This window comes from Novosphingobium sp. BL-S-24 (genome assembly GCF_055521575.1).
The window spans coordinates 1,159,984-1,176,060 of record NZ_CM145487.1 but is presented as its reverse complement, the minus strand read 5'-3'; the positions used below and the strand labels follow the sequence as shown (position 1 = coordinate 1,176,060).

Sequence of the window (16,077 nt, the reverse complement as noted above, 5' to 3'; positions counted from 1 at the left end):
GTCAATACCGATTTTCAAAAAATCGTAATCGCTAGGTTTTTGGGAAATCTGCACTGGGTGACGAAGCAGGAGCCGGTTAAGCCCACCCGACCACTCACGCTATCAGTGAAGCCAAACCCTTTATTTACCACAAGCCCGCTAACACCTAAGCCAGACCAAACCGCACGTTAGGCGGTCATCAATCAGGAAGATTCATGCCGCCACCGGCGATCACCGTTGCAATGAGCGTCTACAACGGCGAACAATTTCTGGTGTCCGCAATCGAGAGTGTGTTGGCGCAAGACTTTGCGGACTTTGAGTTTCTGATCCTTGATGATGGGTCGACGGACGGGTCCCCCGGGATAATCACGTCATATGCCAGTAAGGACTGGCGGATCCGCCCGGTATTGCGCGAAAATCGCGGCCTTATCGCCAGCTTGAATGAATTAATCGATGTCTCACGGGCGCCAGTCATCGCCCGAATGGATGCCGATGACATTTGCCGACCTGATCGCTTTTCCAAGCAGCTAACGTTCCTCGAAGAACATCAAGATTATGGCGTAGTCGGTAGCTGGAGCGAAGATATAGGCGAGCATGGCGAAAAACTATCGCGTTCCGGCGCCGACCACCCTGTCACCCATGAGGATGTTCTAGCTGCCATTGCGAAAGGTGAGCAGATTATTTGCCACCCTGCCGCAATGTACAGGCGGAATGTCGTGCAGTCGGTCGGTTCGTATCATGCTGCATTCCGGCATTGCGAAGATCTTGACCTGTGGCTGCGTCTTTCCAGCGTTACAAAGCTCGGAAACATACCGGAGCGCCTTCTGCTCTATCGGCGCTATTCAGGACAGGTTTCCTCACGTCATGCGACCGAACAGCAGATCGGAACGGCAGTAGCACAGGCTGCCTGGCGGGAGCGAGCAGCAGGGCGTCCAGACCCGACGGCAGATATCCAAACACTACCCCCTATCGACCAACTCGATACGCTATTTGGGCGCCCAGGCATTTCGCGGCAGGTTCTGGAGCAGGTAGCGCTTGGTCTATTATATTCTGTCAGCGCTATGCGGGACCAAGGTTTCAGTCTGTTGCTAACTCACCTCCGCAACGGGGGAAAGCGCGACGGCATGTGGCGAACGGTAGTCCGATTGCTGCGTTTTGGCGAGCCAAGACGCGCCATGAGATTAGCCTGGACGCTCTTGCTCACCGCAGCCAGGTGATCGGGTGACTATGGAACAGGAAACCGATCCTGCCGCGCCGCGCGCCGAACCAAACAGCGGCCGCGGGAGTGGCAGCGTCAAATCAGCGGCGATTTGGGCCGCAGGCAGTCAGTACGTACAATTCGTACTTCAGTTCGCGACTTCCGTCGTCATCTCACGCTTTTTTCTGAAACCAGCAGAAATCGGTCTTTTTTCAGTAGCTTTGGCGGCGGCAATGATCCTGTCCGTCATCCAGGATTTCGGACTGACGCGATATATAGGTCGCCATCCAACGGCAGATAAGGAAACCGTACAGCACTGCACGACCATTGCAGCGCTTTTCTCGTTCCTGCTGGCCGGCCTGATCTTTGCAATCGCTTGGCCCGTCGCGCGGTTTTATGGCGAACCTCGCCTGTTTCCAATCCTCGGACTGATTGCCGTATCCTATATCTGCAATCCGTGGAGTATCGTCCCGGTCGCACTGTTATCCCGACGCCTGGATTTCAAAGCGACATTCCTGGTCAATAGCATTGGAGCCGTGGTCAATAGCGGTTGCGCATTGACCCTTGCTGCCTTGGACTTCTCTGCTGAGTCATTGGCTTGGGCCATGATCGCCCAAGCGATCGCTCGGGCAGTGACGGCTCAGGCCTTGTGCCCCACCCGCCCTACACTTCACATTCGCCTGGACCGGGCGCGCGAGATCATCGGCTTCGGATCCAGCAGCGCAGTCCTCTATCTCTCAGGCGGCATCGGAATGCGGACCCCTGACCTTATTGTTGGTCGACTACAGGGAATGGCTGCAGCTGGATTATTCAGTCGAGGTGTCGCCCTCGCCTCTCAGCTCCATTATCTCGTCGCCGGAGCGGTAGGTTCAATCTACTATCCCACATTTGCGCGCCTTCGCGATGAAGGAAAGGACCTTGGCCCCTACTACGAACGGGTCGTCGCAGCGCACGGCGTCATCGTCTGGCCAGCTATGGCGTTGCTGGCAGTGCTGAGTGAGCCGGTCATTCTTCTCCTGTACGGTCCAGGGTGGGCAGAGGCTGCCCCACTCCTCGCGTTCGTGGCGATAGCAGAATGTTGTTTTGTGGCGCTGCCCTTGCACATGGATCTGCCGATCCTGCTTGGGCGCCTGAAGCAACTGCTGTGGTTCAACCTGGCGGACACCGCGCTGTCCGTGGGGACCCTGGTCGCTGGTGCGGCCATGGGAGTGGAGGCGGCCGCCGCATCCCGTCTCGTCTATGGTTTCGCGTGGTTTTGTCTTTATGCTCTCTGGCTCAAGCGATTGATCGGGTTCGACTGGAACGCAGCGCTGCAGATTTACGCGAAGAGCTTTGCCGTGTCGGCCATCACCATAATACCGGCGCTTACGGCAGTGTGGTTCTGGCGAAGCCCCTCGACACTGGACTTTGGCGGATTGCTGATAGCCGGTATTGCATCGGGCTTAGCTTGGATCGTGGGTGTCGTCTTGCTCCGCCACCCGGCAATGAACGATCTAGCGGGAATGGCTAATCATCTTATTGCCCCTGCGGTAGCGCGGGTAAGATGGCGGCGATCGTAGTCTGGGCCGGCGCTGTCAGCCACATGCTCGTTGTTCAACGTTACCGTCACCGCTCCCTCAGCATGATCGGTTCGGCATTGTTTTGACCGTGACTTACTCTAAATAGCGTCGATGCCTCCCGATACCGCAGTAATCTCGCCCGATGCTCGTCATGATGGCTGGCGCACGCTTCTGCGATTCATGCCTTACTTGTGGCCAAGGGATAACCCGGCGCTGCGGTGGAGGATCGTGTGGGCATGCCTGTTCATCTTGCTTTCGACCGCTACCCAGCTGGTCCTGCCCTATCTGCTCAAATGGGCGGTCGATCTCATGGGCACCACCGGGCCTAAGCTTCTTCAACTCGCTATGCTCATGGTGGTCGGCTATTCCGCCGGTCGTCTGCTTCAGACCGGTTTTGACAACCTCCGAAACATCATTTTCGAACGCGTTGGCCAGGATGCGACGCGCGAACTGGCTGAAAATGTATTTGGTCAACTTCATCGTCTAAGCCTGCGGTTCCACCTCGCTCGTCGGACCGGCGAAGTCACGAAGACGATCGAACGCGGAACCAAGAGCATCGATACGATGCTCTATTTCATGCTTTTCAACATCGCGCCCACCATCTTGCAGTTGGCCGTGGTGGCCGTGATCTTCTACTTCAATTTCGGGGTGGGCATGGTGATAGCGACGGGTGTCGCCATTGCAGCCTATATCTGGATCACGCGAACGATCACCGAATGGCGCTCCAAACTGCGTGAGGACATGAATCGGCTTGATGGACAGGCGCTGTCTCGCGCGGTGGATTCGCTGCTCAACTACGAGACAGTCAAATATTTCTCTGCCGAAAATCGTGAACGAGCGCGCTATGCACAGGCAACCAGCGCCTATGCCCAAGCGGCGGTCAAAAGCGAAAACTCGCTCGGCCTGCTCAACATCGCCCAAGGCGTAGTGGTCAACCTGTTGATGGCAGGCGCCTTGGCTTGGACCGTGTGGGGTTGGTACCGGGGGCAGTTCACGGCAGGCCAGCTGGTATTCGTGCAAACGTATCTGACTCAGTTGTTTCGACCGCTCGACATGCTTGGGATGGTCTATCGCACTATCCGCCAAGGCCTTATCGACATGGCTGAAATGTTTCGCTTGCTCGACACTGAGGTGGAAGTCCCGGATCAGCCCGGCGCACCTGCACTCTTGATCCGGCGCCCATCATTACAGTTCGACAATGTCGTTTTCGGGTATGAGCCGGATCGGACAATCCTGCATGGGCTTTCGTTCGAAGTCCCCGCAGGACAGGCTTTTGCCGTGGTAGGCCCCTCCGGTGCTGGTAAATCAACCATCGCGAGGTTGCTGTTTCGGTTCTATGATCCACAATCCGGGCGTATCCTCATCGACGGTCAGGATATCCGGGAAGTGACCCAATCGTCGCTGCGAGCCGCGATCGGGATTGTCCCGCAGGATTCGGTCCTGTTTAACGACACTATCGGGTACAATATCGGGTATGGCCGCGACGGAGCCGGGATTGCGGAGATCGAGTACGCCGCTCGTGGCGCTTCATTGAGTGGCCTGATCGATCGGTTGCCGAAAGGTTTCGACACCGAAGTTGGAGAGCGCGGTCTCAAATTGTCAGGTGGTGAGAAGCAGCGCGTTGCAATCGCTAGGACGCTGGTGAAAAATCCACCGATCCTTATTCTTGATGAAGCGACCAGCGCGTTGGACACGCGTACTGAGCAGGACATTCTGGCGACGCTTCACCGAGTAGCGGAACATCGGACATCGCTGTCGATCGCCCATCGCCTGTCGACAATCGCAGATGCAGACCGGATCCTGGTGCTGAATGAAGGTCGGTTGGCTGAAAGCGGGTCGCATGCCGAATTGCTTCGGCATGATGGCCTCTACGCTGAAATGTGGTCTCGCCAGGCGGCAGAAGCGGAAGCGATGAACGAGGCGGCTGAATAACGGTTTTGAGCAAAAGCCAAGTGGCCTATTTAATTACATCAGCCTCATGCCAGACGACGGCTTGCGCTGCTTTCATGCAGTTTTCCGCCGTATCCCATGCCAGCGTCGGGGAGCCGTACAGTCGCCACCCCTGACCCAACGCTTCCGAGACCCGCTCGCAAAAAGCGCGATCATCTTTGCCGGTGAGGAGGCGATATACGGGGCGATCGTCTGGGGTTTCGTACATGGCGGAGCCTTTCGAAATCGAATTGCGAGCGTAACCGTCAGCCGGGGTAGCGATCGAACGCTGGCAAATCACCTGCCTTCTCAAACCATCCGATGCGTTCGGCGGCCTGAATTTGGACCTGCGGGCGCAGGGCATTTGGATCGTCGAGCGTCGCTACCTGAATGTCGACGAGGCCGGGCAAGACGGTTTCATTGATGAAGTACATGCCAGTGCCGCATTCCGGACAGAAATGGCGGAGCGAGGTGCCGTTGGAAGTGAATTGCTTTGGATTGCCGGAAATCAGCTGAAAATCACTGTTCGCGTAGGCTGCCCAGGCGGTAGTGGGAGCGCCTGACGATTTCTGGCAGTCGGTGCAATGGCACAAGGCCACATGCTGCGCTTCACCCTGAACCGAATAACGAACCGCGCCGCACTGGCATCCACCTTTCAGGGCCATCCCAAACCTCCATCCGTAACCAATATGTCCGACGGAACATTAGCCGAACATATTGGTCAGGTCGAGATCAAAGGATATATTTCGACAAGTCCGCGTTGCTAGCGAGACCTTCCAGCTTGGACCGGACATAGGCCTGATCGATAGTCACCGTCTCACCGCGGCGATCCTCAGCCTCGAAGCTCAGTTCCTCGAGCAGCTTTTCCATCACCGTCTGCAGACGGCGAGCGCCGATGTTCTCGACACTTTCGTTCACTTGCGCGGCAATCTTCGCGACTTCGCTGATGGCATCGGCGGTGACTTCCACCGTCACCTGCTCTGTGCCCAGCAGCGCCTTGTATTGCGTGATAAGGTTCGCCCGCGTTTCAGAGAGGATGCGAACGAAATCTTCCTCGTTAAGGGCCTTCAGTTCGACCCGGATCGGCAGGCGGCCCTGAAGCTCGGGCAGCATGTCGCTCGGCTTGGCGACATGGAACGCGCCGCTCGCGATGAACAGCACGTGGTCGGTCTTCATCGGACCGTACTTCGTCGCCACCGTCGTCCCCTCGATCAGCGGCAGCAAGTCACGCTGCACGCCTTCGCGCGAAACCGAACCGCCGCGAACGTCGGACACCGCGATCTTGTCGATCTCGTCCAGGAACACGATGCCGTTCGACTCCGCATTGGCCAGCGCAACGCGCGCCACATCGTCCTGGTCCATGCGCTTTTCGGATTCTTCGTCGACCAGCTTGTCCCACGCATCGGGGACTTTCATCTTGCGCCGTTTCATGCGGTTGCCGCCGAACGCCTTGCCCATCATGTCGGACAAGTTGATCATGCCGACCGACCCGCCCATGCCCGGGATTTCCATCGGCGCGGAAGGCGAATCCTCCACCTCGATCTCGACCTCGGTGTCGTTCATGGCGTTCTCGGTGATGCGCTGATGGAACGCCGCACGCGTCGCCTCCGAAGCACCCTCGCCCACCAGAGCGTTCAGCAGGCGATCCATCGCCGCCTTGCTGGCCGCCTCGCGCACGGATTCGCGCCGCCGCTCCTTTTCAAGGCGGATCGCTTCCTCCACCAGATCGCGTGCGATTTGTTCGACGTCGCGCCCGACATAGCCGACTTCGGTGAACTTCGTGGCTTCGACCTTGACGAACGGCGCATCGGCCAGCTTCGCCAGGCGGCGGCTGATCTCGGTCTTGCCGCAGCCGGTCGGGCCTATCATCAGGATGTTCTTCGGCGTCACCTCGTCACGCAGATCGGCATCGAGGTGCTGGCGACGCCAGCGGTTGCGCAGCGCCACGGCGACGGCCTTCTTGGCCTCGGCCTGGCCGATGATATGCGCGTCCAGCGCGGCGACGATCGCCTTGGGCGTAAGATTGTCGTTCATGATGTTCCCGGTCAGACGGTTTCGACCGTCACGCGGTCGTTGGTGAAAACGCAGATGTCGGCGGCGACCTGCATGGCCTTGCGCGCGATGACTTCAGCGTCTTCTTCATAAAAATTGATGGCCCGTGCGGCGGCCAGCGCATAGTTTCCGCCCGATCCGATGGCAGTGATCCCGCCCTCGGGCTCCAGAACATCGCCATTGCCGGTCAATACCAGCAGCGTTTCTGTGTCCGCCACGATCATCAGCGCTTCGAGGTTGCGCAGATACTTGTCCGTCCGCCAGTCCTTTGCCAGCTCGACAGCGGCCCGCATCAGCTGACCGCGATACTGCTCAAGCTTGCGCTCCAGGCGTTCGAACAGAGTGAAGGCGTCGGCCGTAGCGCCGGCGAAACCGGCGATCACTTTGCCGCCCTCCCCGATCCGGCGCACCTTGCGCGCGTTGGGCTTCATCACGGTGTTGCCCATCGAAACCTGACCGTCACCGGCGATGACGGTCTTGCCGCCCTTGCTGACGCCGATGATAGTCGTCCCATGCCACTCGATCAGGCCGTGGCTTGCCCCATTACTGTTCATGGGCGGGGATATATGCCCGTACCGCAGCGGTTCAAGGCGTGCGCTCACGCCTGACCGCCTGGGCCGGGGAAAACCCCGTCAGCTGCCGTTCGGGCCAGGTCCCTGCGGTCCAGCGCCGCCGCCCATACCGGGCGCACCCACGGCGCCGATATTGCCGAACAGGTCTTCAAGCAGACCGCGTTCACGGCCAAGCGTCGGCGTGGTCTTGCCATCGGGACTGATGCGAGCGACCTGCTCCATGCCGCGCTTGTCGACCCCCGCAACGTTGCCTGAAGGATCGAAGCGCACGCGCAGCACTGTCTGCTCGGTCGTACGGGCGCGACGGAACGGCGGGGTCTTCACGGTCTGCGAGATATAGTACCAGTCCTTCTGGCCGAACTGGCTTTCGAACGTCGGGCGGCCAAGGGTCTTTTCCACCGACAGGCGATTGTCGATGCCCGGCTGGACCGAATCGAGCAGGGCCTGATCGATCATGTATCCGCGATGGTCGCGGATCGAAGTGCAGCCGCCAACCAACGTAGCGAGCGCCAACGCAATGCCCGCAGTCCTGACGTTGAGACCCACCTTGCGCATTCTAACACTCCAAAACGCGGACATGACACGCGGACCATTGCCAGCGGCCATCATACCCATATATCGCCAATGGCCTTACGGCCCCGAAAGCGCCCGCGCAATGGGCGTTGGAGCCGTTCGCTTGAATTGCCCCTGAACGACTGCCAACGAAAGGCCTCAGCCACCGTGTCCTTCCTCTCCCGCCTGCTTGGCAAACATTCCGGTTCTCGTGAAGCGGTCCGCCCGCTGTGGCATCGCATCGTCGAGATTGCCCGGGAAAAGGAGTGGTACGCGCAATGCGGCATTGCCGACAAGGTGCCGGGCCGTTTCGATGCCGTCACCTTGGTGATGGCGATCGTGATGCTGCGCATGGAACGCGACAAGGCTAGCGACGACACCCTGATCGAGCCGTCGGTTCGCCTGACCGAGCTGTTCGTGCAGGATATGGACGGCCAGCTTCGGCAATCGGGCGTTGGCGATCTGGTGGTCGGCAAGCGCATGGGCAAACTGATGAGCACGTTGGGCGGCAGGATCGGCGCCTTTCGGGACGCCTTGGCACAGGCCGACGATGCCGCGCTTATCGAGGCGCTGGATCGCAACGTGACGCTAGTACCCGATGCCGACAAGGCGGGCCTCGCTCGGCAGGTACGGGAATTGAACGCTCAGATGGACGCGCTTTCGGGCAGCGACGTCATGGCGGCGAGGATCGTGCGATGACCGACTCCCCTGCCGACAATCCCCGACCGGAGTTTTCGCTTTCGCTCGATGTGCGACAGGCTGATGGTCAGGCACCGCATCTTGAAGCAGCCGAGTCGGAACGCGCGGCGATCGCCCGGCGCTTCGGCCTCGTGCGGATCGACCGGCTGGTTGCCGATCTGGAACTGCACCGGCACGATCGCGTGATAGAGGCGCGGGGACGCCTGCAGGCCGACTTCGTGCAATCTTGCGCTGTATCGGCGGAAGACATTGATGTGTCGATAGATGAGCCACTGCTGTTTCGCTTCGTGCCGGAAACGAAGGTCTATGCTCCCGATGAGGAAATCGAACTGAGCGCCGAGGAATTCGACGAGATCGAATATTCCGGCAGTCATTTCGACTTGGGCGAAGCGGTGGCGCAGAGCTTGGGTCTTGCGATCGATCCGTTCCTCACCGGCCCGGAAGCCGACGCGGCACGGACTGAAGCGGGTCTGGGTAACCCGGAAAGCCAAGGGCCGTTCGCCGCGCTGAAAGGGTTGGGGTTGGGAGGAACGAAAGCGCCATAAACGCGCAACAATCACAAACGATCCCGAAATTAGTTTCAAGATGTCGAAATAATATGTCGGCGTGAAGAGCTTCGATAATGGCGACAATGGTTATCTTGCAAAGTATTGTAAAGTAGGCATTATATCCAACTGGGTCACATTCAGCCTTCAGGCCTAGTCGCTATTCTGCAACAGCATTTTTGCGCAAATGTCGCAGTTTGGCACCATAACTTTACAGTGTCGCAACGTAGTTACATCCTTCTGCAATCGAGCCCGGCGGGGCAATTCTGACGCCGGGAAGTGTCTGAGCTGGCGCCGGTCAAGCGGAAGCCAGCGAACAGCAAAGGGTGCAGGCATGAAAAATTCCAAGTTCGTCCGCTGTCGTCTGCTAGCAGGGGGCGCCCTGTTCGCCGTCAGCGCACTGCCTTCCTACGCACAAACAGTTCCACCTACGCCAGGGCCGGCTGCACAGCAGGCTCCGGAAGACGATGCGGTGACAGGTTCCGACATCATCGTCACCGGCACGCTGCTGCGCGATGTGGTGACCGCGTCTCCGACCACTACGGTCACTGTGGAGAACCTCGAACAGCGTGGTATCAGCACGATCCAGGAGGGCATTCAGCGCCTTTCCGCCAATAACGGCCCTTCGCTCACGAACAGCTTTTCAGCAAACGGCGCATTCGCATCTGGCGCGTCAGCCATTTCGCTGCGTGGCTTGACCACCAACTCCACCCTCGTCCTGTTCGACGGCATGCGCGCGGCGTATTATCCTCTGGCCGATGACGGCACGCGCAACTTCGTCGACCTCAATACGATCCCCGACGATATCGTGCAGGACATTCAGGTCCTGCGTGACGGCGCTTCGTCCACCTACGGTGCCGACGCGATCGCCGGTGTGGTCAATATCATCACAAAAAAGCAGATCACCGGCATTCAGGGCCGGGCCGAGGCCGGCATTTCGGAGCGCGGTGACGCATCACAGTACCGCATCTCGTTGACCGCCGGTAAGGGCGATCTCGATTCCGACGGGTACAATGCGTACATCAGCGGCTTCTACTACAGCCAGAGCCAGCTCAGGAACAATCAGCGCCCCTATCCCTACAATTCTGACGACTACCGCGGCATTTCCAACGACGGGATTCAGGGTGCCAACAACGTCGTCAACGGCCTCGATGCCGACGGTAATTTCCAGGCATTCAACCCGATCCTCACCAGCGCTGGCAGCACATTGTACGTCGCCCCCGGTAGCGGCGGTGCTGCACAGGGTCGCTATCAGCTGCTCAATCCTTCGCTGGGTTGCCCGCGCGGCACGTCGTACAATCTGACCCCCGCCGACCTCGCCGCAACAGATGGAGATGGAAACCTGCTTAATACCCGCGCGCCAACGACGGTTTGCCAGGAGGACCTGACCAAGAACTATGGCGTGATCACGCCAGAAATTCAGCGGTTCGGCCTTTCCGCCCGCTTCACCACTCGTTTTGGTGATAGCGGCGAGGCATTCGCATCGTTCAACTTCATCCAGACCGACGTGGCGAACGATGGCCTTCCCGCCACGTTGCGCGGCAACGCTCCGGCACCGTTCTACTTCCCCCGCTACAGCACGCAGGGCAACATCGCGTTCTACGGCGGCAACACCGTCCTGCAATTGCCCGCCTACGTTTGCCCGCGCGGCACGACGGTTGCCTGTACGGCCGCCAACGGCACGCTCAACCCTAACAACCCGTTCGCGGCAGCGGGTCAGTCGGCTCTGCTGCTTGGCCGCCTGCCCAACCTGCGGGAACGTGACGAAACCCGGACGCGCGGCTATCGCGGTGCGATCGGCGTAAAGGGTGACATCTCCGAGAACTGGCAGTACAATTTCAATGCCACCGCCATGCATGTGGATCTCCGCCGCAAGAGCAATGGCTACGTCTACATTCAGAATCTGCTGAATGTTATCGCTGATGGCAGCTTCAACTTCGTCAATCCCTACGCCAACACGCAGGATCAACTGGACTATATCGCACCTACCGCGATGAATACGTCCACTTCCGATCTGGTTCAGGCCGATGCCAGCGTCAACGGCGAACTCATGACGCTGCCGGGTGGGCCGCTGCAGGTCGCGTTCGGCGTCGGCTTCCGGTACGAAGCGGTTGACGCGCCCAGCATCAACTCTGACATCAATGGCGCCACGCAGCGCTATTACCGCCTGAACGGCTTTGCCGTGAAGGGCGACCGCACGGTGTGGTCGGCCTACGGCGAAATCAACGCGCCGATCATCGACGAGGTCACGCTGAGCGCCGGTGGCCGTTACGATCGCTATCCGAACGGCATCGATAACTTCTCGCCAAAGGCCGGTGTGATCGTCAAGCCGATCCCCGAAGTCACCCTTCGTGGTACATATGCACGCGGCTTCCGCATCCCCAGCTTCGGGGAATCGAACGCGACCTTCCCCACGACTGGATTCGTCACGGCCGGAGCAAATACTTATCCGGACTCCTACCTTGCCCAGTTCGGCTGTTCGCAGGACACCTTCACGAGTTGTCCAACATATGTTCGCAGCACCAGCTACGGCAGCACTTCGCTACCAAATCCCGATTTGAAACCGGAAAAATCGCGCAGCTTCACGGGCGGCATCGTCTTCCAGCCCATCCGCAACGTGACGCTGTCTGCCGAATACTACAACATCAAGAAGACGAACGTCATCACCACGGCCAACAATGCCCCGGCTATCCTGGCCTATTACTCGGGCGCGGCGATCCCCGAAGGCTACAACGTGATCCCGGACGTTGCCGACACTACCCGCCCCGGCGTGTTGCCGCGCATCGCCTTCGTGCAATCGGGCTTCATCAACGCCAACACACTCAAGACCTCGGGCCTCGATTTCGGGATCGACGCCAGCTTTGATCTGACGCCCAGCATCCGCTTCACCACATCGGCGCAGGCGACCTACATCCTGAAGCTGGAAACCGAGTTCCCTGACGGCACTGTCGAGCGTTACGATGGCACGCTTGGCAACTTCAACCTGACGGCCGGTTCCGGTACGCCCAAGTGGAAGGGCACCTGGACCTCTACGCTCGACTTCGGGAACTTCCTGCTGAGCGCCACGGCCAATTACTTCGATGGCTACGACCTGTCCGCGACGGACCAGGGCGACCAGTACAAGGACTGCGGCCAGAGCGACGGATCACTGCCCTGTCAGGTCAGCGATTACATCACGGTTGACCTCACCGGCCAGATCAAGGTCAACGATCAGTTCACGTTCTACGCGACGATCCAGAACCTGGCTGACCGCCTGCCCCCGATCGACACTGTCACTTATGGCGCCCACGCCTACAACCCGATCCAGGGCGGCGAAGGCATCCTTGGCCGGTACTTCAAGGCCGGCGTCCGCTTCGGCTTCTGATCGACTTTAGAGATACCAAAAAGGAAGGGCCCCGCGAGGGGCCCTTTTCGTTTGCATCAGCAGGATCGGATCGAGCCCGATCAGGCGTCTACGGTCTCGCCGAGCACGGCCCGCACTTCCGCGGAATCGCCAAGGATCACGCCGATCCGCTGGTGCAGGCCAACCGGCTGAGCATCTAGGATCGGAGAAGAGCCATCGCTTGCAAGCCCCCCTGCCTGCTCCACCAGCATGCCCATCGGATTTGCTTCGTATAGCAGCCGCAAGCGCGCCTTGCCGGGATTGCGATGATCGGCGGGGTAGAGGAATATGCCGCCACGCTTCAGGATGCGATGAACGTCCGCCACCATCGATCCGGTCCAGCGCATGTTGTACTGCCCCGCCAAAGGACCAGCTTCACACCCTACGCGAGCATCGACGTAGCTGCGAATCTCGGGCGACCATTGTTCGCGGCGGGCCATGTTGATGGCGACTTCGCAATTGCCCGACGGAATGCGAAGCGGTCCATCGGTCATCCGCCATGCGCCCATTTCACGATCGAGCGTGAATTCGTAGACCCCGGTTCCGATCGTCAGCACAAGCAATGTCTGCGGTCCGTAGATCGCATAACCTGCCGCAACCTGTTCGCGTCCCGGCATAAGGAAGTCTGCCTCAGCCATGTCGCGACCAGCGGAATCGTCAGGAGCGCGAAGGACGGAAAAGATGGTGCCTACCGACAGGTCGACGTCAATGTTGCTCGATCCGTCGATGGGATCGAACAGCATAAGATATTCACCCTTGGGATAGCGATTGGGTATCCGGTGGATCGTCTCCATTTCTTCCGACGCCATCGCCGCAAGGTGGCCGCCCCACTCATTGGCGTCCAGCAGGATCTCGTTCGCCAGCACGTCCAGCTTTTTCTGGACTTCGCCCTGTACGTTTTCGGACCCCAGGCTGCCCAGGACATCGCCCAGCGCGCCTTTGGAAATGGCATGGGCGATCGTCTTGCAGGCACGCGCCACGGTTTCCACCAGCAGGCGCAATTCGGCAGGGCAAGGGCTGTCTTCGCGCCGTTGCTGCTCAATCAGGAAGCGGGTCAATGTGATCGACTGCATGTCACCCTTTCGTGCTCATCGTCGCGCGGCCGAACGACTCTCGGCTTACTGGCGACCACAGGCGAAACGGCCTGCTAAAGAAGCCCCATGCGGCAAACCAGCGACTTTGGCTATCGCATCTTTCCGGGATTTTGACCGATGGCGCAAACCGGCACGACTCATTCCGATTGCATGAGCGATGGGTCACGCTGAAGCAGAGCGCTGGTGACGCCGTTGGTCCATCCAAAACCGTCCTGCAGCGGGTATTCCCCGCCCCCACCGGGACGGCGTTCTTCCACGTCATACTTTTCGAGCAATTTGCCCGTCTCGCGATATGCAGCCTGCACCGTCCCGATCCAGCGCTCGGCAATATTGCGCGAGAGTGATTCCTGTCGATAACGGCGCAGACCCTCGATCCCGACCCACTGCAACGGAGCCCAGCCATTGGGCGCGTCCCACTGCTGGCCGGTGTTCAGCATCGTCGTCCGCAGGCCACCGGGCGCCAGCAGATAGCGCTGCGTCGTATCGGCGACGGCCTTTGCCTGCGCCGGTTTGGCCATGCCGACGAACAGCGGGTAATGCGTTGCGGCAGAAAGCACAGTGCTCTGGCGCTTGTCATCCATCGACCAGTCGGCATATCGGGCTTCTTTGGCGGCCCACAAATACCTGTCGACGGAAGCGCCACGTCTGGCGGCGCGTTGGGCAAACTCGGTGACGCAGGCCCGGTCCGCCACGGCGCGACAGCCGCGCTCGATCCGTTTCTCCATCGCCCACATCAGGGCGTTGAGATCGACCGGCACCATGCGCGTGGTCCGGATCGAGCCAAGGTCTTTTGGATTGACCAGCCAGCGGGAACTGAAATCCCACCCGCTTTCGGCCCCGGCCCGCAGATCGCGGTAGACTTCCGCGGCGGGGCGCGACGAGACGCTGGCAGCGGTCGCCCGGTCTTCGGCAAAGGATTCGTCGCGCGGGGTATCCCGATCATCCCAGTAGCGATTGAGCACGCTGCCATCGGGCATGCGAGCCACCCGCTCACATGCTTTGGCGGGAGTGGCGCACCCTTCCCCCTTCATCCAGTACCCATGTTCACGCCGCAACGCGGCAAGCCGTCGCGCACGAACCGCGCCATCGGTCGCCTTCGAGATATCAAGCATCAGCGCGTAGAAAGGCGGCTGGGATCGGCTGAGGTAATACGTGCGGGTGCCGTTGGGAATATGGCCGAAGCGTTCGATCAGGCTGGTGAAGTTGTCGATCATACTGTCCACCAGATCGTCTTGGCCGTCCGCTGCCAGCCCGAGCATGGTGAAGTAGGAATCCCAGTAGTACATCTCTCGGAAGCGACCACCTGGCACGACATAGGGCGCGGGAAGGCCGATCGCCGAACCCTTTGCCCTGCCTTCGTCGCCCTGTCGCGTAAGCCGCGGCCACAAGGCGGCGATGTGCTGCCTGATCGGCTTTATGGAGCCGTCGTTCACGCCGGGAACGATGAAGTTCTTCAACACGAACTGGCGCAGTCGTTCAGGAGTCGTAGGCCGTGCGCGATCGTAATCGGCCATGATGGCGTCTGGATCGCGGCGGGGTATGGCGTCGACGAACGTCTTCCCATCCGGAAAGATGCGCGCTGTTTGCACCGCCATGAGGAGGTCGCCGTACTCTTCCGCCGGGCTGTCAATCGCAGAGGCATTGGAAAGAACGGGAGCGGTTTGGGCAACTGCGACGGGAGCGAAAACCGTTGCCGCCAGCGACGCGCCCAAAATGGCCCGCAAAGACCTCACTCTAATGTTCGTCATGCGCCGTCCCCCTTCGTTGCTTCGGCTGGCCGCCAATCAACGGTCGGGGCCGGTAGGGGTTTCAATACGGCTTGCGGGCGAACCAGATGACGTGATCGTGGCCCTTACCACTGGTGTAAGCCTTGACGTTGACCGCCTCGACTTCAAACCCGGCGTCGGCAAGACGGACTGTGAATGATGGCTCAGGTGTCGCCGACCAGATGGCGAGGATACCGCCCGGTGTCAGCGCCGCTTTCGCCGCTTGCAGGCCGTGCGATGTGTAGAGGTGGTCGTTCAATCGCCGGGTCAGGCCCTCCGGCCCGTTGTCGACATCCAACAGGATCGCGTCATAGGCGTCGCGAGCGGCATCGATCAGCATCGCCACGTCATCGTTGACGAGGACCACGCGAGGATCGTCAAGGCATCCTGCGGTCAGAGCATGCATCGGCCCGCGCGCCCATTCGATGATTTCGGGAACGATCTCAACGATGGTGACGCTGGCGTCTTCGTCCAGCGCGGCCAATGCGGCGCGCAGGGTGAAGCCCATGCCGTAGCCGCCGATCAGCCACTGCGCCGATCGGCGGTGACCGAGGCGGTCACGCGTCATCGTCGCCAGCGCTTCTTCGGAAGCGATGATGTCGGTGCTCATCAGCTCGTTTCGGTCGAGGATGATGGCGAAATCTTCGCCATTGCGAACGAGTTGAAGCTCAACGCCGTCCGGGACGCGGGCGGTGCCGATCAGTTCATCCTCGATCACTGGTTTGATCGCGGTTTCGACCATGACGGCAC

General features: G+C 59.9%; 14 protein-coding genes. 6 read left to right on the top strand and 8 right to left on the bottom strand.

What is annotated here, in order from left to right; genetic code table 11:
- Positions 1-194 precede the first annotated feature (194 nt).
- From ACZ1JM_RS05205 to ACZ1JM_RS05195, 3 genes are all read left to right on the top strand, one after another.
- Positions 195-1,196 (top strand): glycosyltransferase, encoded by a 1,002-nt coding sequence (locus ACZ1JM_RS05205; protein ID WP_465132059.1) that lies wholly within the window; start codon positions 195-197, stop codon positions 1,194-1,196.
- A 10-nt stretch (positions 1,197-1,206) separates the two neighbouring features.
- Complete coding sequence (locus tag ACZ1JM_RS05200; protein ID WP_465132588.1) at positions 1,207-2,736, top strand: oligosaccharide flippase family protein; 1,530 nt, start codon at positions 1,207-1,209, stop codon at positions 2,734-2,736.
- A 111-nt stretch (positions 2,737-2,847) separates the two neighbouring features.
- Positions 2,848-4,668: an ABCB family ABC transporter ATP-binding protein/permease gene (locus tag ACZ1JM_RS05195; protein WP_465132058.1), complete on the top strand. Its 1,821-nt coding sequence runs from the start codon at positions 2,848-2,850 to the stop codon at positions 4,666-4,668.
- Between the two features lie 25 nt (positions 4,669-4,693).
- On the opposite strand, the gene ACZ1JM_RS05190 is transcribed toward ACZ1JM_RS05195, so the two are convergent.
- From ACZ1JM_RS05190 to ACZ1JM_RS05170, 5 genes are all read right to left on the bottom strand, one after another.
- Positions 4,694-4,894 (bottom strand): DUF1737 domain-containing protein, encoded by a 201-nt coding sequence (locus ACZ1JM_RS05190; RefSeq protein WP_465132057.1) that lies wholly within the window; start codon positions 4,892-4,894, stop codon positions 4,694-4,696.
- Between the two features lie 37 nt (positions 4,895-4,931).
- Positions 4,932-5,330 carry a GFA family protein gene (locus ACZ1JM_RS05185; RefSeq protein WP_465132056.1) on the bottom strand — a complete coding sequence of 133 codons (399 nt, stop codon included), beginning with the start codon at positions 5,328-5,330 and terminating at the stop codon, positions 4,932-4,934.
- Between the two features lie 67 nt (positions 5,331-5,397).
- Positions 5,398-6,699: an ATP-dependent protease ATPase subunit HslU gene (hslU, locus tag ACZ1JM_RS05180; protein ID WP_465132055.1), complete on the bottom strand. Its 1,302-nt coding sequence runs from the start codon at positions 6,697-6,699 to the stop codon at positions 5,398-5,400.
- A gap of 11 nt (positions 6,700-6,710) precedes the next feature.
- Entirely contained in the window at positions 6,711-7,271 is a 561-nt protein-coding gene (hslV, locus tag ACZ1JM_RS05175; RefSeq protein ID WP_465132054.1) for an ATP-dependent protease subunit HslV, read from the bottom strand.
- Positions 7,272-7,349: 78 nt separating this feature from the next.
- Complete coding sequence (locus tag ACZ1JM_RS05170; protein WP_465132053.1) at positions 7,350-7,844, bottom strand: outer membrane protein assembly factor BamE; 495 nt, start codon at positions 7,842-7,844, stop codon at positions 7,350-7,352.
- A 165-nt stretch (positions 7,845-8,009) separates the two neighbouring features.
- On the opposite strand from ACZ1JM_RS05170, the gene ACZ1JM_RS05165 reads away from it, so the two are divergent.
- From ACZ1JM_RS05165 to ACZ1JM_RS05155, 3 genes are all read left to right on the top strand, one after another.
- Entirely contained in the window at positions 8,010-8,540 is a 531-nt protein-coding gene (locus ACZ1JM_RS05165; RefSeq protein WP_465132052.1) for a ubiquinol-cytochrome C chaperone family protein, read from the top strand.
- On the top strand, positions 8,537-9,085 hold the full coding sequence (locus ACZ1JM_RS05160; protein WP_465132051.1) for a YceD family protein: 549 nt from the start codon (positions 8,537-8,539) through the stop codon (positions 9,083-9,085). Before ACZ1JM_RS05165 ends, ACZ1JM_RS05160 begins: the two co-directional genes overlap by 4 nt.
- A 334-nt stretch (positions 9,086-9,419) precedes the next feature.
- On the top strand, positions 9,420-12,449 hold the full coding sequence (locus ACZ1JM_RS05155; RefSeq protein WP_465132050.1) for a TonB-dependent receptor domain-containing protein: 3,030 nt from the start codon (positions 9,420-9,422) through the stop codon (positions 12,447-12,449).
- 80 nt (positions 12,450-12,529) lie between these two features.
- On the opposite strand, the gene ACZ1JM_RS05150 is transcribed toward ACZ1JM_RS05155, so the two are convergent.
- The 3 genes from ACZ1JM_RS05150 to ACZ1JM_RS05140 all read right to left on the bottom strand — a co-directional run bounded on the left by ACZ1JM_RS05150 (position 12,530) and on the right by ACZ1JM_RS05140 (position 16,069).
- Positions 12,530-13,540 (bottom strand): class 1 fructose-bisphosphatase, encoded by a 1,011-nt coding sequence (locus ACZ1JM_RS05150; protein ID WP_465132049.1) that lies wholly within the window; start codon positions 13,538-13,540, stop codon positions 12,530-12,532.
- A 158-nt stretch (positions 13,541-13,698) separates the two neighbouring features.
- The gene (gene treF / locus ACZ1JM_RS05145; protein WP_465132048.1) at positions 13,699-15,309 is read right to left on the bottom strand and encodes an alpha,alpha-trehalase TreF; all 1,611 of its coding nucleotides are present in this window, start codon (positions 15,307-15,309) and stop codon (positions 13,699-13,701) included.
- Between the two features lie 61 nt (positions 15,310-15,370).
- Positions 15,371-16,069, bottom strand: a complete 699-nt coding sequence (locus ACZ1JM_RS05140) for a spermidine synthase (RefSeq protein WP_465132047.1) — start codon at positions 16,067-16,069, stop codon at positions 15,371-15,373.
- Positions 16,070-16,077: the final 8 nt, after the last annotated feature.

What these genes read in the sequence shown, in the direction of transcription:
- ACZ1JM_RS05205 (WP_465132059.1), top strand. Translation starts at nt 195, where the DNA reads ATGCCGCCACCGGCGATCACCGTTGCAATGAGCGTCTACAACGGCGAA.
- ACZ1JM_RS05200 (WP_465132588.1), top strand. Translation starts at nt 1,207, where the DNA reads ATGGAACAGGAAACCGATCCTGCCGCGCCGCGCGCCGAACCAAACAGC.
- ACZ1JM_RS05195 (WP_465132058.1), top strand. Translation starts at nt 2,848, where the DNA reads ATGCCTCCCGATACCGCAGTAATCTCGCCCGATGCTCGTCATGATGGC.
- ACZ1JM_RS05190 (WP_465132057.1), bottom strand. Translation starts at nt 4,894, where the DNA reads ATGTACGAAACCCCAGACGATCGCCCCGTATATCGCCTCCTCACCGGC.
- ACZ1JM_RS05185 (WP_465132056.1), bottom strand. Translation starts at nt 5,330, where the DNA reads ATGGCCCTGAAAGGTGGATGCCAGTGCGGCGCGGTTCGTTATTCGGTT.
- hslU (WP_465132055.1), bottom strand. Translation starts at nt 6,699, where the DNA reads ATGAACGACAATCTTACGCCCAAGGCGATCGTCGCCGCGCTGGACGCG.
- hslV (WP_465132054.1), bottom strand. Translation starts at nt 7,271, where the DNA reads ATGAACAGTAATGGGGCAAGCCACGGCCTGATCGAGTGGCATGGGACG.
- ACZ1JM_RS05170 (WP_465132053.1), bottom strand. Translation starts at nt 7,844, where the DNA reads ATGCGCAAGGTGGGTCTCAACGTCAGGACTGCGGGCATTGCGTTGGCG.
- ACZ1JM_RS05160 (WP_465132051.1), top strand. Translation starts at nt 8,537, where the DNA reads ATGACCGACTCCCCTGCCGACAATCCCCGACCGGAGTTTTCGCTTTCG.
- ACZ1JM_RS05155 (WP_465132050.1), top strand. Translation starts at nt 9,420, where the DNA reads ATGAAAAATTCCAAGTTCGTCCGCTGTCGTCTGCTAGCAGGGGGCGCC.
- ACZ1JM_RS05150 (WP_465132049.1), bottom strand. Translation starts at nt 13,540, where the DNA reads ATGCAGTCGATCACATTGACCCGCTTCCTGATTGAGCAGCAACGGCGC.
- treF (WP_465132048.1), bottom strand. Translation starts at nt 15,309, where the DNA reads ATGACGAACATTAGAGTGAGGTCTTTGCGGGCCATTTTGGGCGCGTCG.
- ACZ1JM_RS05140 (WP_465132047.1), bottom strand. Translation starts at nt 16,069, where the DNA reads ATGGTCGAAACCGCGATCAAACCAGTGATCGAGGATGAACTGATCGGC.